This is a genomic window from Synechococcus sp. CS-603 (assembly GCF_977929215.1).
This window is the reverse complement of record NZ_OZ376778.1, coordinates 1,501,698-1,524,945: the sequence shown is the minus strand read 5'-3', so window position 1 is coordinate 1,524,945 and position 23,248 is coordinate 1,501,698. Positions and strand designations below refer to the sequence as shown.

The 23,248-nt window shown below is 67.4% G+C and carries 21 protein-coding genes; 8 read left to right on the top strand and 13 right to left on the bottom strand.

Features of this window, described 5'->3' with window-relative positions; all coding sequences use genetic code 11:
- Window positions 1-11 precede the first annotated feature (11 nt).
- A complete protein-coding gene (gene glyS, locus ACXMDM_RS07990; protein WP_071801300.1) occupies window positions 12-2,180 on the bottom strand; it encodes a glycine--tRNA ligase subunit beta in 2,169 nt (722 codons plus the stop codon).
- Between the two features lie 88 nt (window positions 2,181-2,268).
- On the opposite strand from glyS, the gene sir reads away from it, so the two are divergent.
- Together sir and ACXMDM_RS07980 are read left to right on the top strand one after the other, a co-directional pair.
- On the top strand, window positions 2,269-4,005 hold the full coding sequence (gene sir / locus ACXMDM_RS07985; protein WP_233830693.1) for a sulfite reductase, ferredoxin dependent: 1,737 nt from the start codon (window positions 2,269-2,271) through the stop codon (window positions 4,003-4,005).
- The gene (locus ACXMDM_RS07980; protein ID WP_071801298.1) at window positions 4,005-4,412 is read left to right on the top strand and encodes a hypothetical protein; all 408 of its coding nucleotides are present in this window, start codon (window positions 4,005-4,007) and stop codon (window positions 4,410-4,412) included. The genes sir and ACXMDM_RS07980 overlap by 1 nt, the downstream gene beginning before the upstream one ends.
- Here ACXMDM_RS07980 and ACXMDM_RS07975 read toward each other — a convergent pair.
- From ACXMDM_RS07975 to ACXMDM_RS07925, 11 genes are all read right to left on the bottom strand, one after another.
- Window positions 4,385-5,092, bottom strand: coding sequence for a M15 family metallopeptidase (locus ACXMDM_RS07975; protein ID WP_071801297.1), 708 nt, complete (start codon window positions 5,090-5,092; stop codon window positions 4,385-4,387). The two genes, ACXMDM_RS07980 and ACXMDM_RS07975, sit on opposite strands and share 28 nt — an antisense overlap.
- A gap of 36 nt (window positions 5,093-5,128) precedes the next feature.
- Entirely contained in the window at window positions 5,129-7,579 is a 2,451-nt protein-coding gene (recG, locus tag ACXMDM_RS07970) for an ATP-dependent DNA helicase RecG (protein WP_071802240.1), read from the bottom strand.
- 44 nt (window positions 7,580-7,623) lie between these two features.
- Complete coding sequence (locus tag ACXMDM_RS07965; RefSeq protein WP_259734987.1) at window positions 7,624-8,868, bottom strand: hypothetical protein; 1,245 nt, start codon at window positions 8,866-8,868, stop codon at window positions 7,624-7,626.
- Between the two features lie 97 nt (window positions 8,869-8,965).
- Window positions 8,966-9,628 carry a translation elongation factor Ts gene (gene tsf, locus ACXMDM_RS07960; protein ID WP_071801295.1) on the bottom strand — a complete coding sequence of 221 codons (663 nt, stop codon included), beginning with the start codon at window positions 9,626-9,628 and terminating at the stop codon, window positions 8,966-8,968.
- Between the two features lie 87 nt (window positions 9,629-9,715).
- Window positions 9,716-10,438, bottom strand: a complete 723-nt coding sequence (gene rpsB / locus ACXMDM_RS07955; RefSeq protein ID WP_071801294.1) for a 30S ribosomal protein S2 — start codon at window positions 10,436-10,438, stop codon at window positions 9,716-9,718.
- A gap of 184 nt (window positions 10,439-10,622) precedes the next feature.
- On the bottom strand, window positions 10,623-11,555 hold the full coding sequence (locus ACXMDM_RS07950; RefSeq protein WP_259723068.1) for a glycosyltransferase family 2 protein: 933 nt from the start codon (window positions 11,553-11,555) through the stop codon (window positions 10,623-10,625).
- A gap of 11 nt (window positions 11,556-11,566) precedes the next feature.
- Window positions 11,567-11,722 carry an Asl3888 family RNA-binding protein gene (locus ACXMDM_RS07945; RefSeq protein WP_120352787.1) on the bottom strand — a complete coding sequence of 52 codons (156 nt, stop codon included), beginning with the start codon at window positions 11,720-11,722 and terminating at the stop codon, window positions 11,567-11,569.
- Between the two features lie 48 nt (window positions 11,723-11,770).
- On the bottom strand, window positions 11,771-12,424 hold the full coding sequence (locus ACXMDM_RS07940; RefSeq protein WP_233831342.1) for an ATP-binding cassette domain-containing protein: 654 nt from the start codon (window positions 12,422-12,424) through the stop codon (window positions 11,771-11,773).
- Between the two features lie 164 nt (window positions 12,425-12,588).
- Window positions 12,589-13,758 (bottom strand): ABC transporter permease DevC, encoded by a 1,170-nt coding sequence (gene devC / locus ACXMDM_RS07935; protein WP_499569338.1) that lies wholly within the window; start codon window positions 13,756-13,758, stop codon window positions 12,589-12,591.
- A 13-nt stretch (window positions 13,759-13,771) separates the two neighbouring features.
- Complete coding sequence (locus ACXMDM_RS07930) at window positions 13,772-14,635, bottom strand: HlyD family efflux transporter periplasmic adaptor subunit (protein ID WP_259723069.1); 864 nt, start codon at window positions 14,633-14,635, stop codon at window positions 13,772-13,774.
- 20 nt (window positions 14,636-14,655) lie between these two features.
- Entirely contained in the window at window positions 14,656-15,426 is a 771-nt protein-coding gene (locus ACXMDM_RS07925; protein ID WP_233830689.1) for a phycocyanobilin:ferredoxin oxidoreductase, read from the bottom strand.
- A 36-nt stretch (window positions 15,427-15,462) separates the two neighbouring features.
- Here ACXMDM_RS07925 and ACXMDM_RS07920 point away from each other — a divergent pair, with 36 nt between their 5' ends.
- Window positions 15,463-16,776: a M16 family metallopeptidase gene (locus ACXMDM_RS07920; RefSeq protein WP_083544667.1), complete on the top strand. Its 1,314-nt coding sequence runs from the start codon at window positions 15,463-15,465 to the stop codon at window positions 16,774-16,776.
- Window positions 16,773-18,086 (top strand): M16 family metallopeptidase, encoded by a 1,314-nt coding sequence (locus ACXMDM_RS07915; protein ID WP_259723070.1) that lies wholly within the window; start codon window positions 16,773-16,775, stop codon window positions 18,084-18,086. Before ACXMDM_RS07920 ends, ACXMDM_RS07915 begins: the two co-directional genes overlap by 4 nt.
- Here the strand turns inward: ACXMDM_RS07915 and ACXMDM_RS07910 are convergent.
- Entirely contained in the window at window positions 18,047-18,307 is a 261-nt protein-coding gene (locus ACXMDM_RS07910) for an NAD(P)H dehydrogenase assembly family protein (RefSeq protein WP_499569334.1), read from the bottom strand. The genes ACXMDM_RS07915 and ACXMDM_RS07910 overlap by 40 nt on opposite strands.
- A 58-nt stretch (window positions 18,308-18,365) precedes the next feature.
- Here ACXMDM_RS07910 and ACXMDM_RS07905 point away from each other — a divergent pair, with 58 nt between their 5' ends.
- Genes ACXMDM_RS07905 through ACXMDM_RS07890 form a run of 4 tightly spaced genes read left to right on the top strand, consistent with a single transcriptional unit; the run spans window position 18,366 to window position 23,234 of the window.
- Window positions 18,366-18,941, top strand: coding sequence for a biotin transporter BioY (locus ACXMDM_RS07905; RefSeq protein WP_259723073.1), 576 nt, complete (start codon window positions 18,366-18,368; stop codon window positions 18,939-18,941).
- Between the two features lie 33 nt (window positions 18,942-18,974).
- Window positions 18,975-19,454 (top strand): signal peptidase II, encoded by a 480-nt coding sequence (lspA, locus tag ACXMDM_RS07900; protein ID WP_259723072.1) that lies wholly within the window; start codon window positions 18,975-18,977, stop codon window positions 19,452-19,454.
- Window positions 19,381-21,642 carry a transglycosylase domain-containing protein gene (locus tag ACXMDM_RS07895; RefSeq protein WP_083544520.1) on the top strand — a complete coding sequence of 754 codons (2,262 nt, stop codon included), beginning with the start codon at window positions 19,381-19,383 and terminating at the stop codon, window positions 21,640-21,642. The genes lspA and ACXMDM_RS07895 overlap by 74 nt, the downstream gene beginning before the upstream one ends.
- Window positions 21,642-23,234 (top strand): YcjF family protein, encoded by a 1,593-nt coding sequence (locus ACXMDM_RS07890; protein WP_120352786.1) that lies wholly within the window; start codon window positions 21,642-21,644, stop codon window positions 23,232-23,234. Before ACXMDM_RS07895 ends, ACXMDM_RS07890 begins: the two co-directional genes overlap by 1 nt.
- Window positions 23,235-23,248: the final 14 nt, after the last annotated feature.

Here is a 23,248-nt window from a genome sequence, read left to right as displayed (position 1 = left end):
GCAAAGCCGGCTCAATTGCCGGCTTTGCTGGCCAGTTGGCTGAAATCGGCGAGCACCAGGGCCTGGTTGCGCAGCAGGGCCAGCAGGTTGAGACGATTGCTGCGGATGGCCGGGTCATCGGCCATCACCATCACGCTGCTGTCGCCATCGAAGAAGGCCGCCAGGGCTCCTGAGCTTGCCGCCAGGCTGGAAGCCAGGGCTTCGTAGCTGGAGCTATTGGCCAGGGGCTCCAGGGTCTGGAGGACCGTCAGCATGGCCTGCTCACTGCTGGCGCTGAACAGGCTGGGGTCGACCACACCCGCAGGGCTGAGGATTCCTGCAGCCAGATCTGCCTGCTCGGCCAGGCGAGTGGCCCGCTGCACCACGGCCTGCACTGGCGCCAGGGCCCCGCTGGCCCGGAGCTCGGCCAGCAGTTCCACCCGCTGGCGGGCATCGGCAGGGTCAGCCAGCAGGCGCTCGGCCGCCACGCTGCTGCCGGCCACGGCCTGGACCAAGTCGGCGTCAAAACCGCGCTCCTCGAGCAAGCTGATCAGCCGCAACCGCAGAAATTCAGCCAGCTCCGTGGCCAGGGCCGCCGGCTCGATCCCCAGCGCCGGCAACAGCTGCTGCCATTGCACGGTGGCCTGACGCAACACCGCGATCAGATCCAGGGCCCAGCCCCGCTCCCAGAGAATCTGCACCAGCCCGTTTCCTGCCCGCCGCAGGGCGTAGGGATCGGAGGAGCCACTGGGCCGATCACCCTTGGCATAGACACTGAGCAACAACTCAAGCCGCTCGGCAAGCGCGACGACGGCGCCGGCCTCGGAGCTGGGTAAGGCATCACCGGCTCCCCGCGGCAGGTAATGCTCCAGCACGGCCAGGGCCACCGGCCGGGATTCGCCTTCAGCCAGCAGGTATTTGGCCCCCATCACGCCCTGGAGTTCGGGGAATTCGCCCACCATCTGGCTGACGAGGTCGTGCTTGCAGAGGTGGGCGGCCCGCCGTGCCGCTGCCGTTTCGGGCTCCGCCAGGGCGAGATGCTCGAGCAGCAACCCAGCCAGCCACTCCAGTCGCTCGGCCCGCTCCAGCAGGCTGCCCAACCCTTCGGCGAAGGTGACGCTGGCCAGCTGCAAGCGGCGTTGCGCGCTGGGGATGGCCCGATCTGCCGCCAGGAAGAACTCCGCATCGGCCAAGCGGGCCCTGAGCACCCGTTCGTTGCCGCGCTGCACCGTGGCTTGGGCCTCCGGCCGGCCGTTGCCGATGCAGAGGAAGGCGGGCAGCAGTGTGGCCGTGGCGCTCAAGGCCAGCGGGTCGGACTCGGCCTCGGCGCGCACCAGGGGCACATAGCGCTGGTGGGAGCGCATCACCGTGCTGAGCACTTCCGGCGGCAGGGCAAGAAAGCGTTCGTCGAGCCGTCCTTGGATCAACGTGGGCGACTCGACCAGGTCAACGAGCTCATCAAACAGCTCGTCTGGAAGGTCGGGGCTGGCCGACAACTCCCCGGCAGCCCGTTGCAGCTGGCTGTGGATCCAGTCAGCTCGCTGCTGCCGTTCCACCTGCACGCCGGCCGCCGCCAGGGTGGCCGCATAGGTTGATGCGCTTGGGATCGTCACCGCTTCGGCGCTGAGGCGATGGCCGCGGCTGAGGCGCCCGCTCTCGACAGCCGGATCACAGCCGCTCAGGGCCACTGGAATCAGTTGGTCATCGAGCAGGGCCACCAGCCAGCGCACCGGCCGGCTGAAGCGGCGCTCGCCCGTGCCCCAGCGCATGAACCGCCGGCCCTGCAGGGCGCTCACCCAGCCCGGGATCTGCTCGGCCAGCACCGAGAGGGTGGGCTGGCCGAGCTGAAGGCTGCGGGCAAACACGAACGGTCCCTTGGCCGTCTCGCGCACCTCGAGGGCTTCGGGCGCCACGCCACAGCGGCGCGCAAAACCGATGGCCGCCGCGGTGGCCACGCCCTCGCTGAAAGCCTGGGCAGCAGGCGGTCCCTTGCGCTCCTCTTCGAGATCGCTCTGGCGCTCCGCCAGCCCTGCAACGCTGATCGCCAGGCGCCGCGGGGTACCGGTGCCATGGACGAGCCCATGGTCGAGGCGCAAGCCAGCCAGCGCCTCGCGCACCTGCCGCTCCAGCTGGGGGATCGCAAGGCGGACAAAATCCGCTGGCAAATCCTCGGTGCCGATCTCCAGCAGGAATGTGGCCACGGTTGCCTCTCGGGAGCCCCTGACTGTATTGAACGCCTTTGGAGCGCCCCTTGCTTCGCTACCTTCTGTGGATGACGGCGCCGTTGTTGTGACCCTTTCCCCGACGCCTCCGAGCAAGTTCGAGCAGCTCAAGGCGAGCAGTGACCACCTCAAGGAACCCCTGGCCACCGAGCTGAAGAACGAGAAGCCGTTCTTCACCGATGGGGCGGTCCAGATCCTGAAGTTCCACGGCAGCTACCAGCAGGACAACCGCGACCATCGCCAGAAAGGCCAGGAGAAGGACTGGCAGATGATGCTGCGCCTGCGCAGCCCCGCCGGCCTGATTCCCGTGCCGCTCTACCTGGCCATGGATGATCTGGCCGACCGACTCGGCAACGGCACCCTGCGGGTAACGACCCGCCAGGCGTTCCAGATGCATGGCATCGCCAAGGCCGACCTGCAGGAGGTGATCGGCACCATCGTGCGCGCCATGGGCTCCACCCTGGCCGCCTGTGGTGACATCAACCGCAATGTGATGGCGCCGGCAGCGCCCTTCGAGAAGGGGGGCTATCCCGCCGCGCGCGCCCTCGCCGAGCAGATCGCCGATCTGCTCGCTCCCCAGGCCGCCGAAGGCTCCTACCTCGATCTCTGGGTGGATGGCGACCACAGTTATCGCTTCCGCCCTGCCCCTGAGGTGAACAAGGCACGGGCCCGGCAGCAGCAGGGGGCCCTGTTCAGCGGCGATGCCAGCGAGCCCCTCTACGGGGGCACCTACCTGCCGCGCAAGTTCAAGGTGGCCGTCACGGTGCCAGGCGACAACTCCGTTGATCTGCTCACCCAGGACATCGGCCTGGTGGTGTTCACCGATCCGGGCGGACGGCTGCGCGGCTGCAACGTGTATGTGGGCGGCGGCATGGGGCGGACCCACAACAAGGAGGACACCTTCGCCCGCACGGCCGATCCGCTCGGCTACGTGGCCGCCGAGCACATTCTCGATCTCGTCCAGGCGGTCGCCGCCCTGCAGCGCGACCACGGCGACCGCGAGCTGCGCCGCCACGCCCGGATGAAATACCTGATCCATGACCGGGGCATCGCCTGGTTCAAAGGCGAGCTGCTCCGCTACTTCCCCCATCCGCTCAAAAGCCTGCGGCCGGAACCCAAGGCCAAGCTCACCGACTATCTCGGTTGGCATCGCCAGAGCAGCGGCCTCTGGTTCGTCGGCCTGCCCCTGCTCTGCGGGCGCCTGGAGGGAACGGTCAAACAGGGCTTGCGGCGCCTCGTTGAGACCTACCAGCTCGATGTGCGCCTCACCCCGAATCAAGACCTGTTGCTCTGCAACATCGGCACCTCCCAGCGCTCCAGCCTGCGGGCGGCCCTGATTGCCCTGGGCTTTGCCGCACCGGAAGCACCGGGTCTTCTCGCGCGCCATGCCCTGGCCTGCCCAGCGCTGCCCACCTGCGGGCTGGCCATCACCGAAGCGGAGCGGATCCTGCCGGCCGTGCTCGATCGCCTCGAAGTACTGCTGCAGCGGCTGGAGATCGAGCAACCGCTGCTGGTGCGCATGACCGGCTGCCCCAATGGCTGCTCACGCCCCTACATGGCCGAAGTCGGTCTGGTGGGCAGTGGGGTGGAGCAATACCAGCTCTGGCTGGGCGGCACACCGAACCTCACCTGCCTGGCCACCCCCTACCTGGAGCGGATGCCGCTGAGCGATCTGGAGTGCACCCTGGAGCCCCTGCTGTGCGAATGGAAATCGACCCAAAACGGGGGCCGGCCGCGCAGCTTTGGTGACTTCGTCGGCAAGCTCGGTCCTGAAGCGGTGCGGGCCCTGTTGCCCACCAACTGATGATCGGTCGCCTGCTGTTGAAAAGGCTGCCGTTCAAAGGACTGCCGTTGAGAAAGTTACTGTTCGGTTTGATCGGCCCGATCGCCGCCTTTGCCGCCGGCGCCGCCCTGGCCCAGGGCCGTTCGATGCCGCCGCCGCCAGCGGCCCCGGTCACGACCTACCGTCCCGATCAAGCCACCTGCCAGAGCGACAACATGCTCGGCGCCTACCGGCGCCAGCTGCAGCAGTTCGCTGGCCAATCCACCAAGGTTCTGCTCCGGCTGCGCCAGGTGCAGCTTGAAATGGCTGAGGCGAGCCTGAAGGACTGTGCCAGCCAGAACCTGCTCAGCCGCGATGAGGCCGACCGGATCTGGCGTGAGCTCCAGGCGATGCCCTTGCCTCAACCCTCGGCTAGCCAGCGGCCGTAACAGGCGGTTGGCTGCCGGGAACGCCAGGCCCAGAGCTGGTCGCCATAGCTGAAATGCCACCACTCGTAGGGATGCTGGCTGAATCCCGCCACGGCCATCGCCTCGGCCAGCAGGCAGCGGCGATGGTGCCAGAGGGCGGCTTGGCTGCTGGGATCGCGCGCCGCTTCGGCGTAGTGATCCGGCTCTGAAACCGCAGCGATCGCATCGATCTCGCCGCCCATCGCCAGGGGGGAACCGCTGGCCTCAGCCAGGGTGAGGTCAACGGCCGCGCCGGTGCTGTGCGGCGGCGGCGTGGCTGGATCCTCACTGGGTGGCGCCCAGAAGCGGCTCACCCGCTCGCGGATGGCCTCCCGCTCGGCACTGGCCGTCTCAGCCGCCACGCCCCGGAGGGCCCATTCACTGGCCAGGGCGTGCTCCACCATGAAGGCCTGGACCGCCACCGGCCGCCAGGCATCGAAGATCGCCAGCCGCAGGGCTGGATCCTGGCGCTGCAGCTGGGCCTGGGCGATCAACAGGCGCTCCACCACGCCCTGGCGCAGCCGGAAGGGACAACCGCCGTTGCCATAGGGGGCTCCGAGGCTCTGATACGGATGGGGCTCAAGGCGATGCAGGCTGGCCGGCAGGGGGATCAGCGTTTCGCCGTTGTCGTCGATCGCGACCGTGCTCCAGGGACGTGGCAAGGGATCAGCTGGCGGGTCGCCGCAGACGATGAACGCTCAATTCAAGCGGGCGGCGTCGGCCTGGCGCTGTTCGCTCAAGGCCTGGCGCAGGCCCGGATGGACCGCCAGCTCAGGGTCGCCCGCCAGGATCTCCTTGGCCACCTGGCGGGCCTGCTCGAGCACCTCGCCGTCATCGCTGAGGCTGGCCAGGGCCAGATCCGGCAGGCCGGACTGGCGTGTGCCAAGCACCTGACCAGGACCGCGCAGACGCAGGTCCATCTCGGCGATCTCAAAGCCGTCGGCGGAGCGCACCAACAGCTCCAGGCGCTGGCGGGCCAGAGGATTTCGGCTGTCATTGATCAACAGGCAGTGGGAGACCGCCGCACCCCGGCCCACCCGGCCGCGCAGCTGGTGCAGCTGGGCCAGGCCGAAGCGATCGGCATGCTCAATCACCATCACGCTGGCCTCGGGCACATCCACGCCCACTTCCACCACCGTGGTGGACACGAGCACATCGGTGGCGCCGCCAGCGAAGGCGGTGATCGCCGCCTGCTTGTCGTGGCTGTCCATGCGGCCATGCAGCAGGCCGACACGCAGGTCGGCGAGCACCTCGCCGCTGAGCTGGTTGTGAACCTCCACCGCTGAGCGCAGGTCCAGGGTTTCCGATTCCTCCACCAGGGGCAAGACCACATAAGCCCGCAGACCCAGGGCCACCTGCTGGCGAATCAGCTGGTAGGCCTGCTGCCGTTGACTTCCCCGCAGCAGTTGGGTACACACCGGCGTGCGACCGGGGGGCAGTTCGTCGATCTGACTCACCTCCAGATCGCCATGCACGGAGAGGGCCAGGGTGCGCGGAATCGGGGTGGCCGTCATCGTGAGCAGATGGGGCTGGAGTCCCTTGCCAAGCAGGCGGTTGCGCTGGCGCACGCCGAAGCGGTGCTGTTCATCGACCACCACCAGGCCAAGCCGGGCGAACTGCACCGGGTCTTCGAGCAAGGCGTGGGTGCCGACCAGCAGCTTCAACTGACCGTTGGCCAGATCCTGCAGCAGTTCCTGGCGGCGCGGCCGCGGTGTGGAGCCGGTGAGCAGGGCGGTGCTGATGTGCATCTGGGGCAGCCATTCGCCCAGCTTGCGGGCGTGCTGCTGGGCCAGCACCTCGGTGGGAGCCATCAGGGCACCCTGGCAACCCGCCTCGATGGCGGTGAGCAGGGCCGCGATCGCCACCACGGTCTTGCCGCTGCCGACGTCGCCTTGCAGCAAACGGGCCATGGCCTGCTCCTGACGGAGGTCGGCGCGGATCTCAGCGAGCACCCGCTGCTGGGCCGATGTGAGCGGAAAGGGAAGCAGGTCCAGGAAGGCCGCCACCAGGCTTCCCTGGCTCGCTGGCAGCACCAGGGGCTGGGTGGGACGGCTGATCTGTTGCTGGCGCCGTTGCAGCAGGTTCAGCTGCAGCAACAGCAGCTCATCGAACACCAGGCGGTGCCGGCTGGCCCTGAGCTGCTGCCGGTCTGTGGGCGCATGGATTCCCTGCAAGGCCTGCGGGCGATCGATCAACTCGAGCCGCTGGCGCAGGGCAGCGGGCAGGGGATCGCCCCAGGGGCCGGCGGCCGGCAGCACCGCTGCCACCGCCTGGCGTAGGCGATCGGCGGTGAGGCCCTCGGTGAGCCCATACACAGGCAGCAGACGACCGATCTGGCTGGAGCGCACCGGCGCATTGGGGGCTTCGAGCACTTCGATCAAGGGGTCCTGCAGGCTGGGACCGTAAGGCGTTTCCTTGACCAACCCACTGGCCGCCAGGGTGCAGCCCAGCGGGTACAGGCGTCCCTGGGACCTCAGCCAGCCCGTGGAGGTGAAACGCTTGCCGGCGAAAAATTTGCTGATCCGCAGCCGTCCGGTGATGTCCTGGAGCTGCAGTTCCAAGATCGAGAGGTTGGGATTGCGCGGACTGGCAAAGGCATGGCAGCGCCGCACCGTGGCCACGATCGTGGCGGTCTCACCCGGCACCAGGGCATCGATGCGCAGCAAATGGGCGTAGTCGAGGTAGTCACGGGGGTAATGGCGCAGCAGGTCGCGGGCCAGCAACAGGCCAAGGCCAGCCAGCCGTGTGGCGGTCTTGGGGCCGATGCCGGCAATTGCGGCCAAGGGGGTGTCCGGCCCGATCGGCGCGGCCAGCGGGGTGGCTCTGGTCTGGCTCACGGTCTGGCTCGCAGCCAGGCGCAGGCGCGGCGGGGCGAAGGGGGTTGCCGGCTCCAGGCTGCGGCGCAGGCCATGCAGCCGCTCGCGGCAGCGCCGCACCAGGTTCTGCCGGGCGCTGAGGCTCAGCTTGGCGTAGGCGCTGAATTCCGCCGCCAGGGCGGCCAGGGCAGCATCAAGGCTGGGTGAAGCAGGCCTTGCGGCCAGCTCGTGGCAGCTGCGCGACAGGAAGCTGCTGAAGCGCTCCCGCCGGCCTTCGAGATCTGCGAAACCGCGCGCGGCTTCCAGCTCCAGGGCCTTCTGCAAGGTCGCGATCCTGCCTGCCAGAGGCTGGTCGGCCCCAGGCTGGGGGGAGCGGCTCAGGGAGGAGTCGGCAGGTTGGTTTGGCTGTCTTCCAACCACTGCTGCTCCGCCTCAAGCGACCGGGCCCGCCGCTGCCAGTGGCGATACTGCCGGGCCATTTTGCTCACATCTTGCCGTCTGCGCTCCAACCGGCGGCGGCAGGTGCGCAGACGGGCCTGATCGAACTCCAGATCAGCACTGCGCAACAGCAAACCGATCGCCTCCAGTTGGCCGGCCATGCCGTCAGGGCCAAAGGGCAACGACAGCCGCAACAGGTTGGCTGGGGCAGGCATCGCCTCAACCTGACCGGCCAGCACGGCGTCGAGAAGATTGATCGGCAGCAAGCTGCGGGTCAGACCGAGGCGAAGCAGGTCGAGATTGATCGCATGGGAGAGGTTGCGCAGCCGCCGCTCCAGGGCCCGATCGAGGGAGTCCCACCACTTGAGCAGCTCAAGCGGTTGCCGGGGCACAAGCGAGGGCTCGATCGCTTCGGTGGTCTCCCCATTCCCTGGCGTTCCTTCCTGATCGTCAGCCTTCCTCTCCGCTTGTCCTTCGAGCTCAGCCTCCGTTTCTCCCAGCAGTTCGGCGGTTAGGACTTCAACCACGTCTGAGTCGTCATCTTCAGAGTCGTCGTCGTCAGAACCGTCTTCATCGTCATCGCCTGAGTCGTCATTGTCTTCGTCGCCTAGGCCCTCGTCGTCGCTGTCGTCAACGGCAACGTCCGCCCTGGAGCGACTGGCCTCTGAGGCACCTATCGGTCCCACCAGGGTGGCCAGGTCGGTGAGACCCGCCAGCCCCGGCAGGCCCGAGGCGAACAACTCAGCGGAGAGGGGCAGATCAAGGCCGAGCCGCACCGAACCCGGTGGCAAGGGAGCCTGGGCCGCAGGCGAGGAAGCCGTCTCTGAATCGCCCCCGTCCAGCATCGACGCCATCAGCCGCTGTTGCTCCCGCCGCTGCTGGCGCCTCCGCTCCCGTCGCACTTGCTGGCCGAGCACCACCAGTTGCTCCAGGGTGAGCAAGCAACCGCAGCGCTTCACCAGCTCAGCCAAGCGCTGCTGCAGCTCCTGACGCCGGCCTTCAGCCAGGGCACTATAACGCTCTGGAACCAGCTGGGTGGCCACATGGAAGGTGGCCTGCTGCACCGCCATCGGCAGGCCTTCCCTGAGCACCTGCAGGTAGAGGGCCAGATCCCTGTACAAAGCCCCGTTGCCTTCCAGCAGCCGCTGGGAAAGCCGCTCAAGCTGGTCGGTGGCCTCCGTCAATGCAGTGGCTCTGGAATCCAAGGCCATGGGGGGAGGAGGAGAGGGCTGGGCAGGGCTCAGGCGAAGGTGCTCAGGCGCGATGGAGCTCAGGAGGTGCTCAGGCGGTGCCGACGCCCATTGAAGCCACTTCGGCAGCAAAGTCGCTCTGCTCGACCTCAATGCCTTCGCCGAGGGTGTAGCGGGTGTAACGCCGAACCTGGATGTTTTCACCGAGTTGGCCGGCCACCTGCTTGACGAGTTCGGCCACCGTGATCGAGCTGTCCTTGATGAAGGGTTGATCCAGCAGGGCCAGCTCCTTGAGTCGCTTGCCGATGCGCCCGTCGACAATCTTTTCCTTCATCTTGTCGGGCTTACCGGCGAGGTCGTCGCGGCCCATTTCGATCACCTTCTCGCGCTCAACGATCTCCGCTGGAATCTGATCGGTGCTGACGTATTCGATGCTGGGGCAGGCGGCGATCTGCATCGCCACGTTGCGCAGCAGATCCTGGAAGACATCACCGCGGGCGACGAAATCGGTTTCGCAGTTCAGCTCCAAAAGCACGCCCACCCGGGCACCGGTGTGGATGTAGCTGCCGATCGAGCCTTCAGCAGCGGTGCGACCCGCCTTCTTCTCGGCGGTGGCGATCCCCTTCTGACGCAACCACTCGGTCGCCTTGGTCATGTCGCCATTGGCTTCCTGGAGCGCCTTCTTGCAGTTCATCATTCCTGCGCCGGTCTTGTCGCGCAGTTCCTTGACGAGCTTTGCTGAAATCTCAGCCATGGGGAGAAAAGGAGAAGAGAGAAAGGGGGAGGAGAGCTGGAATGGGATGGGTGAGGGAGGGCCGGCCAGGCGGACGGCCCCGGGGCCTCAGCCCTCCTCGTCTTCGCTGGCCCGTTGATCGGTGGAGTCGCCGTGGCGGCCCTCATTGATCGCGTCGGCGAGGCGACCGAGCACGAGCTGAACGGAGCGCACCGCGTCGTCGTTGCAGGGAATCGGCACGTCGGTGAGATCGGGATCGCAGTTGGTGTCCAGCATCGACACCAGGGGGATATCGAGCTTGCGGCATTCCAGAACCGCGTTGGATTCGCGGCGCTGGTCGACGAGGATCACCACATCGGGCAGGCGGCGCATGTTCTTGAGACCGCCCAGATACTTCTGCAGACGGTCCAGTTCGCGCCGCAGCACAGCGGCTTCTTTCTTGGGGCGCATGGCGATGGCGCCAGACGATTCCATCCGCTCAAGATCCTTGAGCCGATCGATGCGGGCGCGCATCGTGCTCCAGTTGGTGAGCATGCCGCCCAGCCAGCGCTGGTTCACGTAGGAGGCACCGCAGCGGGCCGCTTCAAGGGCGATCACCTCGGAGGCCTGCTTCTTGGTGCCGACGAACAAAAAACGCTTGCCAGCGCGGGAGGCACTGCGGGTCCATTTGTAGGCGTTGTTCATGCAGATGGCGGTCTGCACGAGATCGATGATGTGAACTCCGTTGCGCGCGCAATAGATGTAGCGCGACATCTTGGGGTTCCAACGACGGGTTTGGTGCCCAAAGTGGGCACCCGCCTCCATCATTTCGGAGAGGGTTACGACAGCCATGGTTAAGGGGTGGGGTTTCGGGTTCGCCTCCACCTGCCAGGGATCAGAGCGGAGCAGCTCTATCGCCAGCTCCAGTGGGAGTGGGGATAGGAGCGGCCGGGATTCGCCTGAGCACCCGAAACGGACAGGTGTGCGGTGTTTTTAGGGACTACCCAAGCTACCAAAGCGCTTGCTGGGCTGATTTTCAGCTGAGCCCAGCGGCGCGGGCTTCGCGGAAGAGGGCGCGCACACCGATGCGGTTGAGCGGCAGGCGCAGCAGTTCCATCGCCAGGTCGGAATGGCCACGGCGCAGCAGCCAGGCCAGCAAGGGCCTGAGGCTGCGCTCATTGAGCAGGCCACCGGCGGTGAGCAGTTCCCAGAGCAGCCGATGCAGCCAGGTGAACTGGATGATGAAGCGCACCCGACGGGTGGGGTGTTTCCGGTAAAAAACCAGACCCATCCGGGCCCGTTCCTGCTCCAGGCGCACCAGATCGGGAACCTGCTCCAGGCTCAGGGCCGGGTGCCAGTGATAGCCGGGGGCCTCCGGGCAACGCACCAGCACCACGCCCATCCGCCGCAGCCGTTCACCCAGTTCCAGGTCTTCCCAGCCATAGAGCCGGAAGCCCGTGTCAAACAGGCCGGAGCGCTCCAGCAGGTCGCGGTCGATGGCCACATTGCCGGTGGCGAAATAGGCCCAGGAGTGATCGCTGAGCTTGTGGGGCTCGCTGCTGGGATCGGCGAAGTTACTGGTGTTGATCACCGCGCCGTAGGTGAAGCACAGTTTGTTACCGCTCTGGCGCCAGTGGCGCTCCAGGGCTGTGGCATGGGCGGCAAGGAAGCCGGCCGTCACCACCAGATCGCTGTCGATGAAAACGATCACGTCTCCGCGGGCTTCATCCACACCGCGATTGCGCCCGGCAGCGGCACCGCCATGGTCCTGCTCGATCAGGCGCACATGGGGAAAACTGGCTGCCTCCTGGCGCAGCCACTCGGCGGTGCCATCGGTGGAGCCGTCGTCAACGACGACGACCTCATAACGATCCACCGAAGCGGCCGGGTCCTGGTTCTCCAGGGCGCGCAGACACTTCTCGAGGATCGGTCGCCGGTTGTAGGTGGGGATGACGACGCTTGGAAACATGCGTCTGCGGGTCAGTCGGCGGCGCCGCCGTTGTTGGCCGTGCCGGTGACGCCGTTGCCAGCGCCTTCACCGCGACCGTCGTTGCGCAACTTGCGCTTCTTGAACTTACGGGCGTAGGAGCGGTTGCGTTCCTGCTTTTCCTTCTTCAGATTCCTGCGTTTCGACATCGAGAACCGTTGTTCTTGGGGATAGAAAAACCATCCTACTCCTGGCCATCAGGCCAGGGCCACCAGTGGAGCAGACGAGGGAGAGAGCCGGAGGCGGCCATCCTCCATTTCCACCAACCGATCAGCCACATCGAGGATGCGCGGGTCGTGGGTCACCAGCAGCACGGCGCAGCCCTGCTCGCGGGCCAGACCTTTGAGCAGATCCACCACATCCCGGCCACTGCGGCTGTCAAGGGCGGCGGTGGGTTCATCGGCCAGCAGCAGCCTCGGGTGGGCGGCCAGCGCCCGGGCGATCGCCACCCGCTGCTTCTGGCCACCGGAGAGGTCGTGGGGGGCCTTGGCCAGGTGGTCGCCCAGCCCAACCGCCCGCAGCCATTCGCGCGCCTGATCACGCCGGGCCCGGTAGCTCAGACCCGGCAGCAGGTCGGAGCCCATCTGCACGTTCTGCTCGGCGCTGAGACAACGCAGCAGGTTGTGGCCCTGGAAAATCATGCCGATCTGGCGGCGCAGGCGCTGGCGCTGGCCCCGGCTCGATCCCTTCAGGGCCTGCCCCAGCACCCGCACTTGGCCCTGCTGAACCTGACGCAATCCCCCCACCAGGGTGAGCAGGGTGGTCTTGCCGCATCCCGATGGGCCCGTGAGCAGCACCACCTCGCCCGGGTGGATGGAGAGATCGACGTCCGCGAGAACCTGGCGGCGCATCTCCCCTTCGCCATACCAATGACAAAGGCCACGAACCTCCACCGTCGCCGGGGGCTGGGATCCGTCGGAATTTGATCCATTGGCCTGGGATCCATTGCGGTGAGTGGAGGAGGCCATGGGCTGAAGGGTTGGGGGCCGCGATGGGTTCTGAAGCTCTGGGCCGATCAGAAGATCTCGGCTGGATCGGCGTCGGCCAGGCGGCGCATCGCCATCGTGGCTGAGCCCATGCACATCACCAGAATCAGGCTGAACACCACCACCGCTCGGGTGGTGTTCATCTCGACCGGCAATTTGGTGGCGGCACGCACCAGGGCATAGAGCCCCTGGCCCACGCCATAGGCCGGCAGATAGCCGAGCATCGCCAGCAGCAGGCCTTCCCGGGCCACCACCCCCAGCAGGGAACGGAGCGGATAACCCATCGCCATCAAGGTGGCGTACTCCGGCAGGTGGTCGCTGACGTCGCTGTAGAGGATCTGATAGACGATCACGCAGCCGACCACAAAGCCCATGCCAGCGCCAAGGGTGAAGATGAAACCGATCGCCGTGCTGCTGCGCCAGTAGTCCTTCTCGGCTTCTTCGAATTCGCTCTTGGTCAGCACCGACACGTCCTGGGGCAGCAGGGCCTGCAAGCGCGCCTGCACGGCGACCGGATCAGCCCCGGGGGTCACCCGGATCAGGCCCACCTCGATGCTCCCGGGCGGCGTGCCGGGCCTCAGGCGCAGAAAGGTTTCGCGGCTGGTGATCAGGTTGCCGTCGGCACCAAACGAGGGGCCCAGGCCCACCAGCCCGGCCACGCGCACCCGTTTGCCGTCCACCTCGGTTTCAACGGTGCGGCCTTCGCGGAACCACTCGCCCACCGGACCGAATTCCTCCCTTGACTGCTCATCGAAGAGAACCCGGCCCTGCTGGGTGAGCGCCTGGGCCTTGATCTTCAGCTCCGGGTCGAGAAACAGCGGATCGTTGGGCTCAAAGCCGATCGCCAGAATCGAGCGGGTGCTGCGGTTTTCTGGGTTGCGCCAGATCATCAGGTTCCAGTTCACCGGCGTGATCCCTGCCACCTCGGAATCGGCGAGGCTCTGCACCAGCCGCCGCCTCGGAAAGCCGGACATGCTGACCGAGCTGATCGTGCGCGGGCTGATCAGCACCAGATCGGCGTCGAACTCCTTGTGGATCGTGACGCTGGCATCGAACAGCCCGTCGCGGAAGCCCAGCTGCATGAACATCAAGATGCCGGCGAAGCTGATGCCCGCCAGCGCCACCGCCAGCCGCACCGGTTGGCGGGTGAGCAGCAGCCAGGCCAGCGGAATCGCCCGCGCCCCCAGAGCCGGCCCCAACAGCCCCGCCCGCTCACGGCAGAAAACGGGTGATCGTTTTCATTCCCACCAGGTTGCGCACCCGGTTGGAATCCTCTGGATCGAGGCTCAGCCGCACTTCCACCACCCGGGCGTCGGCGTCGCCGGTGGGGTCGGTGGAGAGCACGTCCCGTTGCCGCACCTGGGGGCTGATGCGGATCACCTTGGCGTTGAGGGTGCCGCTGAAACCGCCGTTCTCACTGGTGATTGTGGCCGGTTGACCCACCTGGATCCGGTTGATGTCACTTTCATAAACCTCAGCCACCGCTTCCATCCGGTCGCCGGCGCCGAGCTCAAGGATGCCGGCATCGCCGGGCCGTTCGCCGACCCTGGCCTGCAGCCGCAGCACGGTGCCGGCGATCGGGGCCGTCAGCACGGTGTTGACCAGATCGGCCTCCACCTTGACGAGCTCGTCGCGGGCTTCCCGCAGGCTTCCCTGCACTTCGATCAAGCGCAGCTCGCGGTTCTCCAGATCCGCCGCGGCCGTAGCGCCTGCCTTGGCCAACTGGCGATAGCGGTTGATGTCACGCTCGATCACCACCAACTGGCGGCTGAGGTTCTCAATGCGGCTGCGCAGCAACTGTTGTTCCGCCTGCAACGGAGGGCCGTTATCAAAGCGGGCCAGCAGCTGGCCGGGCACAACCCGATCGCCTTCCTGCACCAGCAACGCGGTGATCCGGGGACTGCCGCCGATGCCGGTGATCGGGGCGGCGAGCTTGCGCACATCTCCGGCTGGCTCAAGCCGGCCGAGGGCCGAAACGGCTTCGGCTGGAACCACTGGTTTGGGCAGGGCCGCCTGCGCAGGCGGGGCCGATGGCTGGCCCTGCTTCCAGACCAGGGCCCCAGCGCCGCCGAGCACGAGTAGCCCAACAAGAGCGATCAGCCAGCGACGCTGCCACCAGGCCCCAGGGACGGCGGCGGGCTCGGGTCGTCGAACAGGAGTTCCTCGATGTAACGGTTCGCCCAGGTTGGGTTGAACGCCTTCTCCAGAACCCGTCGTGTCTTGTCGTTGCGTTTCTGTTGCTGGCAATACGACAGCTGCCCGTGATAGCGATTCAGGCTAGCGGCGTGGTCTGGGGGCTGCTCGCTGCCTTCAATCACGGCCTTGCCGAGCACGGCCAGGAGCCCCTTGACCTCCTCGATGAACCAGCCCTCTTCGGCGGGGGTCACCGGCCGCACGAAGCGCACGAAAGGGGAAAAGATCGTGCCCCAGGCCGGCAGCTCGCGCGGCTGGCTGAACGGGTGGACCGGCAACGCCTCCAGGCCAGTGACGATGCCGGCAGGCAGGGTGGCACCGGTGGGCGAAAGATCGGCGATGGCGGCGGAGACACCGGCCGGGCCCGCGACGATGTCGGCACCGAACACCGGTAGATCGAAGCGGGGATCCGGGAAAAACACGCAGTGAAGGATTTGCAGACCGGCACCGAGCCGGGCTGTTTCGAGGTGAAGTTTGCGCAGGCCCCGGCACTGCTTCAACTCGTTGCGGATGAACAACTTCTCGCCATCGAGGCTGCCGCTGATCGCTTCGAGGTCTGGAGCGATCGGCAGGGGAGCTAACCCCGGCAGGCTGCTCCAGCTCTCGCGGATTTGGTCAGCCAGGGCATCCACCAAGGGGTGGATGCTTCCGGCGTGGGGAGCGGTTCTGGTCACGAACGCTGCTTCAGCCAGCAGAATGCAGATCCTCCCATGCCTGCAGGTTCTGCCTGCACAGTTCCCCACTTGCCGCTTCCAGCCGAATCGCCCGAGATCTTCCCGGCGCCCCACAGCTCCAACCTTGCCAACGGGGTGCGTGTGGTGAGCGTCGACCAGGAGCAGGCGCCGGTGGTCTGCCTGGATTTCTGGTGTGCGGCAGGAAGCCGCACCGAAACAGCTGAGGAGTCGGGGATCGCCCACTTCCTTGAGCACATGGTGTTCAAGGGAAGCGGCCAGCTCGCCGCCGGTGAATTCGATCGGCGCATCGAGGCCCTCGGTGGCAGCAGCAACGCCGCCACCGGCTTCGACGATGTGCACTATCACGTGCTGATTCCACCGGAAGCGGCCCACGAAGCCCTCGACCTGCTGCTGGATCTGGTGCTTGATCCCCGCCTCCATGCCGACGACTTCGGCATGGAGAAGCAGGTGGTGCTGGAGGAATTGGCCCAGAGCGAAGACCAGCCTGAAGAGGTGGCGTTTCAGCGGCTGCTGGCCCTGGCCTGTCCCGGCCATCCCTATGGCCGTCCGATCCTCGGCGACCGCCAGGCCCTGCTCGACCATGACCCGCAACGGATGGCCCAGTTCCATCGGCGGCGCTACCGGGCCGAGAACTGCAGCCTGGCGATGGCCGGTGCGGTCGGGGCGCTGGAGCTGGAGCGCCATGTGGCCGCCAGTGCCTTGGTCACTCTGCCCGCCGCCAACGATCTGATCGAGGATCCGGGCGGTGCACCCTTTCCAAGCCTGCACCTGCAAAGCGGCCGCCACGACCTGCGTCTACCACGGCTTGAGGCTGCCCGCCTGTTGATGGTCTGGGAGTTTCCGGCTGCAGCCGATCTCGACGCCATTGCCGGCGCCGACCTGCTCACCACCCTGCTGGCTGAGGGCAAGCGCAGTCGGCTGGTGCAACGGCTGCGGGAAGACCTCAGGATCGTCGAGAGCATCGACCTGGATCTCAACGTGCTGGAGGCCGGCAGCCTGGCCATGCTCGAAGCCGTCTTTGAGGCGGAGCAGGCCGACCAGGTTGAAGCCGAGATCGCCAAGGTGCTGCGTGAGCTCGCCGATCAGCTCCCCACCGAGCAGGAACTGGAGCGCGCGCGGCGCCTGGTTTCCAACGGTTATCGCTTCGGCCTGGAATCGGCCTCCTCGGTGGCTGGCCTGACCGGCCACCAGGGCCTCTGGGGGCGGCTGACTCCGCTGAACCATCCACTTGAGCTACTCGCCGGCTGGAGCGTGGAGCGGCTCAAGGAGCAGATGCTGCCGCGACTGGATCCCGACCTGGCCTGCCGTCTGCTTGTCTTGCCGGCATGAGCCATGCCCCCACCCCCCGCTTGCCGGAGCCGGAGAGCTTCACGCTGAAAGGCGGCTGCCCGGTCTGGGTGATTCAAAGGCCCGGCCCGGCGATCGTGTCCGTCAAGCTCCTGATCCGGGGCGGCAGCTCTGGAGACCCCGCCGGACAACGGGGGCGCGCCCAGTTGCTGGCCGGACTGCTCAGCCGGGGCTGCGGTGACCTCAGTGGTGAGGCCCTGGCCGATCTGGTTGAAGGTCTGGGCGATGAGCTGCGCTGCGAGGCGTCGGAAGACGGCCTGCTGATCAGCCTCAAGTGCGCCAGTGCCGACAGCCCGGCCCTGCTGCCCCTGCTGCAGACGATGGTGCGCAACCCCTGGCTGGCCAACGACCAGATCAGCCTGGAGCGCCAGCTCAACCTCCAGGCCCTCAATCGCCAGCGGGAGGACCCCTTCCAGCAGGCCCATGATCTGCTGCGCCACCAGCTCTATGGCGACGGTCCCTATGGCCATGACCCCCTCGGGGTGGACCAGGAATTGGCCGCCCTGGGGCGACCCCAGTTGCTGGAGGCCGCCGACCAACTCGGCCGCCAGGGAGCGGTGCTGGTGATCGCCGGTCAGCCGCCAACCCAGCTGCGGGCCCTTCTCGAGCCCAGCGGAGATGGCTGGCCCACCACTGCTCCGGCGATGGCACCCGGGCCTGCCGGGCGCAGCGTCGCCTCCCTGGCCTGTGAGGCCCAGGACACCGAACAGTTGGTGCTGATGCTGGGAGCCGTCACGGTTCCGCTCGGCGATCCCCGCTCACTGGCCCTGCGCTTGCTCCAGTGCCATCTGGGCATCGGCATGTCGAGTCGCCTGTTCGTGTCCCTGCGCGAAGAGCAGGGCCTGGCCTACGACGTCGGCGTTCACCTGCCGGCGCGACGCGGCGGGGCCCCCTTTGTCTTCCATCTCTCCAGCTCGGCGGAGCGAGCCGCTGAAGCCACCAGTCAGTTGCTGCAGGAATGGCAACGGCTGCTGGATCAACCGCTGAGCGACACGGAATGGCAGCTGGCTCTGGCCAAATACCGGGGTCTGGTCGCCGCGGGCCGTCAGACCTGCGGTCAGATTGCCGATCGCCAAGTTCTGGTGCTGGGTCACGGTCTGGAGTGGACGTACCCGGATGAGGCCAGTCGCCGCGCCGAGAAGCTGACCCCAGGCGATCTCTGGACCTGCGCCCGCAGCCTGCTGGCTGGGCCCAGCCTCAGTCTCTGTGGTCCAGCCGAGGCCCTCTCAGCCGCCGAGCGGGTCTGGTCTGCTCATCCGCTGAGCTCTTCGCTCTCGGCGACGCTGAGCTGATCGGCCCGCAACAGGAAGGTGCCGCGGCGGAAGCGAACGGCCAGCTCGTTGCCCGACTTGAGGGCCGTCACCTGGCCCATCTCACCGACATCCACCAGGTCGGGAGGCCGCAGCATCGGCCTGGAATCGGCGGTTTTGAGGTAGTCGGGAGGCAGCTTCAAACGCACCCTGGCGCCGATGCTCAGGGGGGTGGGGTGCTCAAGATCCGCAGAAGCCATCATCAAAAACGCTCCGTGACTCTCCACTACAGCAGGATGGAGAGAACCATTGTCTCTGCGTGTGCGGGCCTTAGCCAACTGGAGCGGCGCCGTTGTCGGATTGCTGCTGATCATCAGTGGAGGTCTGATTCAGACCTTCATTCCGCTGCCGGCCTCAGGGGGTGGCGTCATCTTTCAGGAATTGCCCGTCACCGCCCAGGTGCCAGCCCTGCTGCTCACTGCCCTGGTCTGCGGCCCACGGCCCGCCCTGCTGGCAGCGGTGGCCTACCTCAGCCTGGGGCTGCTGTTGATGCCGGTCTTTCAAAGCGGTGGCGGCCTGGCCTATCTGCTGGATCCAGGCTTCGGCTATCTGGCTGGCTTCGTTCCAGCGGGCTGGCTGACCGGCCGCCTCGCCCGCCAGGAGGGAATGGGCGATCTGTTGCGCCTGCTGGGGGCGGCACTGCTGGGCCTGCTGGTGATTCAGCTCTCTGGCATCGCCAACCTGCTGATCGGTGGGCTGGCCGGCCGCTGGGGTGACAGCCTGGGCGATCTGCTGATCGGCTACAGCCTCGGACCACTCCTGCCCCAGGCACTTCTCTGCTGTGCCGTGGCCGTGCTGGCGGTGCCATTGCGCAAACTCCTTCTGGTCGAATCATGAAGCCAGCTATTCCCTGATGACAGCCATCCCCTAATGACAGCCAGCCCCAACCGAGGCCGACGCATCGCCTGGCTGGCGGCCGTGGTCGTTGTGCTGCTCGATCAGCTCAGCAAGCTCTGGGCCGTGGACGCGCTCAGTGAGGCGGTCCCCAGAGCCTTCATCCCCGGGGTGTTGCGCCTGCGGTTGTTGTTCAACACCGGCGCCGCCTTCAGCCTGTTCAGCCAGGCCACCGCCGTGCTGGGGCTGGTGAGCTTTGTGGTGGCGGTCGGCCTGGTGATCTGGATCCAACGCCAGAGTGCCCTGCGGCGCTGGCAGGCGCTGGGAGTGGGCTGCCTGCTGGGCGGCGCCCTGGGCAATGGCCTCGATCGCTGGCGGCTGGGCGGGGTGGTGGATTTTCTCGATCTGGTGCCGATCCGGTTCCCGGTGTTCAACCTGGCCGATGTGGCCATCAACCTGGCGGTGCTCTTCCTGGCCCTCGATTTCTGGGAGGGCCAGCGCCGTGCTGGGCGTTGAGAGGTTGAACAAGGGCCTGCCAGCGGCGGCCCCGCCGAGCGAGGCCTTGCTCGACGTGTTCCAGCCGGGCCGGGCCAGCCGCCGGATCAGCCTTCACGGCGGCCTCTACCGCATCGGCCGCGACAGCCAGCTGGAGATCCGCATCGATCACCCGGCGGTGAGCAAGCGCCACGCCCTGCTTGAGCAGGTCGGCCAGGACTGGCTGATCCGTGACGACAGCTCCACCAATGGCCTCTACTGGCAGGGCCGGCCCATCCGGCAACTGCTGCTGCGCGACGGTGATGCGCTGCGTTTTGGCCCCCCCTCCGAGCCGGGCCTGCCGGAGCTGGTTTTCCAGAGCCGATCAAGGCCGCGCCTGCTGCGACTCGCGGCGAGCGCCAGCCTGGCGGCCGCTGCCGCCGCCATCGCCGGGGTCGGCCTGCTGGGGCTCTCCCTGCTGCGGGTGCCGGTGCGCGGCAGCCTGGCGCCCGTGCGCGGCCCGCTGGCCCTCTACGACCGGCAGAACCGCCCGCTCAATTCCCCTGAATCCAGCGAACACCGCGAAAACAAGACCCTGAGCGGCTATCCGAGCGTGCTGGTGGAGGCCTTGCTGGCCAGTGAGGACAGTCGCTTCTGGTGGCATCCCGGCGTCGACCCGATCGGGACGGCCCGGGCCCTGGTCACCAACGTGCTGGGCGGCAGGGTGCTGGAGGGGGGCAGCACGCTTACCCAGCAGCTGGCCCGCAGCCTTTATCCCGAACAGGTGGGCCAGGGGGAAACCCTGGTGCGCAAATGGCGGGAATTGCTCGTGGCCCTGCAGCTGGAGGCGCGTTTCAGCAAGGCAGACCTGCTGCTGAGTTATCTCAACCGGGTCTATCTGGGGGTGGGCTGGGGCTTCGAAGATGCCGCCCGCTCGTTTTTTGAAAAGCCTGCCGCCAAGCTCAGTTTGGAGGAGGCCGCCCTGCTGGTGGGCCTGCTGCCTTCTCCCAACGGCAACGATCCCTGCAGCAACCCCCAGGCCGCGCTCAAAGCCCGTAATGGGGTGTTGCTGAAAATGGCTGATACCGGGCGCATCAGCGCCGACCGTGCCCGCCAGGCCCGGCGCCAGCCGGTTCAGCTCGGGGCCAACGCCTGCCGGGCCGGCCGCAGCCGACCGGCGCCCTTCTATACCGATCAGGTGCGCGCCGACCTGGAGGATCTGCTGGGAGCCGATGTGGCCGCCGAAGGCAACTTCCTGGTCGAAACCCATCTCGACCCCGCGCTGCAGCAGGTGGTGGAACAACGGTTGCGGCGCAGGCTCGACTCCGGCGCCCCGGCCGGCGTCGACGAGGGGGCGGTGGTGGTGCTCGATTCGCGCAGCGGCGGGGTGCTGGCGATCGCCGGCGGCCGCGACTACCGCCGCAGCCAGTTCAACCGGGCCAGCATGGCTCTGCGCCAGCCGGGTAGCACCTTCAAACTGTTCACCTACCTGGCCGCACTGCAGAAAGGCCAGGCGCCCGGCAGCGGCATTCGCTGCGATGCCCTCACCTGGGCAGGTCAGACATTCACCAGTTCCTGCCGGGGCAACCTCAGCCTGCGCCAGGCCTTCGCGGTCAGCAGCAACACCGCGGCCTTACGCCTGGCCCAGCAGGTGGGGCTCGAAAAGGTGAAGCAGATGGCCGAAGACCTGGGCATCCGCACGCCGCTTGAGGCGGTTCCCGGCCTGGCCCTCGGTCAGAGCGAGGTGCGCTTGATCGAGCTCACCGCCGCCTACGGGGCCGTCGCCAATGGCGGAATCTGGCATGCCCCCAGCACAATCCGCCGCCTCACCGACGCCGAAACCTGCGGCGGCCTCGAGAGTGCCCGCTGCCTTGAGCGCCAGGAGGCCCCTGATCGGGTGATCAGCCCGGCCAGGCCCGTGCTCAAACCCGAGCATGCCAAGCAGATGCAGGGGTTGCTGCGCAGCGTCGTGCGCGCGGGCACCGGCGGCGGCGCCTCCCTCGGCGGGGAGGAGGGCGGCAAGACCGGCACCACCAACGAAGGGCGCGATCTGGTCTATGTGGGTTATGAGCCCAGGCGCCACTGGGTGATGGGCATCTGGCTGGGCAATGATCAGAACAAGCCCACCGCTGGCTCCAGCGCCGTGGCTGCCGCGCTATGGAGCGACATCATCCGCGCCTCCGGCCCGGTGCCGGCTAGCGCGTTGAAGGCCAAGGCGGCCGGACCCTGATGCGGCGCTTGCGTCCCTGGCTGTGGTTCGGAGCCGCCCTGCTGGCGGTGGTGGCTCTCTCCCTGCTGCTGCAGGCCGTCAACACCTTGCTCTGGCAGCTCAACGTCCTGCTGCCCGCCTGGCTGGTGGGTCCGGTGCTGCTGCTGATCATCGGAGCTGGCGGCCTGCTGGCCCTGCGGCTGGCCTGGCCGTGGCTGCTGGCCTGGCGCGGGCCGCGCCGCCGGAACGTGTCATCCCAAGCGCTACGTGAACCGCTCGCCAGCCGCCAGGAGGCGGCGGAGCGCAACCTGCAGGCCATCGACCAGATGCTGGAGCGCGTCCGCGACGACGTCGCCAAGGAAGTCCTGCGCCAGGAACGGGAGCAGGTGGAAGCCGACCTGGCCCGCGGCGACCTGGTGCTGGTGCTGTTCGGCGCAGGCTCATCCGGCAAGACCTCCTTGATCCGCGCCCTGCTCAACGAAGTGGTGGGGGAGGTGGGGGCGCCGATGGGCTCAACGGCCGATTGCCACAGCTACCAGCTGCGGCTGAAGGGTCTGCGCCGCGGGCTGCAACTGGTGGACACGCCGGGCATTCTCGAAGCAGGCGCAGATGGCCGCCAACGCGAAACCAATGCCCGCCAGCGGGCCGCCCGGGCCGACCTGCTGATCCTGGTGGTGGACGGGGATCTGCGGGCCACGGAACTGGAGGTGTTCGAGGCCCTCGCCGGCCTGGGCAAGCGGCTGATCCTCGTGCTCAACAAATGTGATCTGCGCGGCGACGAGGAAGAGCGCCGCCTGCTGCAGCTGCTGCGCCAACGAACCGCCGGCCGGATCGAGGCGGGGGACGTGATCCCCGCCAGTGCCGCGCCCCAATCGGTGCCGAGGCCCGGCGGTCAACCGCTCCAGCCCGCTCCGGAGATCGAAGCTCTGCTGCAGCGTCTGGCCACGGTGCTCAAACAGGACGGCGAGGAGCTGATCGCCGACAACATCCTGCTGCAGAGCAGGCGCCTCGGTGATGCGAGCCGAGAGATGCTGTCGCGCCAACGGCGGCGGGATAGCGAAACGCTGATCGAGCGCTACATGTGGATCGGCGCCGGGGTGCTGGTGGTCACGCCCCTGCCGGTCGTCGACCTGCTTGGCACCGCGGCGGTGAACGCCCAGATGGTGATGGAAATCGGCCGGGTCTACGGCGTTGAGATCTCCCGCGCCAGTGGCCAGGAGCTGGCCCTTTCGGTGGGCCGCAGCCTGGCCGGCCTCGGCGTGATCAAGGGAGGGCTGGGCCTGATCGGCTCAGCGTTGACGCTGAACCTGCCGGCGTTGGCCCTCAGCAAGGTGGTCCAGGGGGTGAGTGCCGCCTGGCTGACCCGTATCGCCGGCCAGAGCGTGCTGACCTATTTCGAGCAGGACCAGGACTGGGGAGACGGCGGTCTGCAGGAGGTGGTGCGCCGCCAGTACGACCTCAACCGGCGGGAGGGAGCCCTGAAGAGCTTTCTGGAAGCGGCTTATCAGCGGGTGGTGGAGCCGTTGCAACGGCGGAAGGATCCGCAGCTGCCACCACGCCCAGGGCCTCGGGAGGGGGGGGCAGGAGCGGGCCGCGGGCGTCGAGCACGGTGATCAGCCCGAGGTAG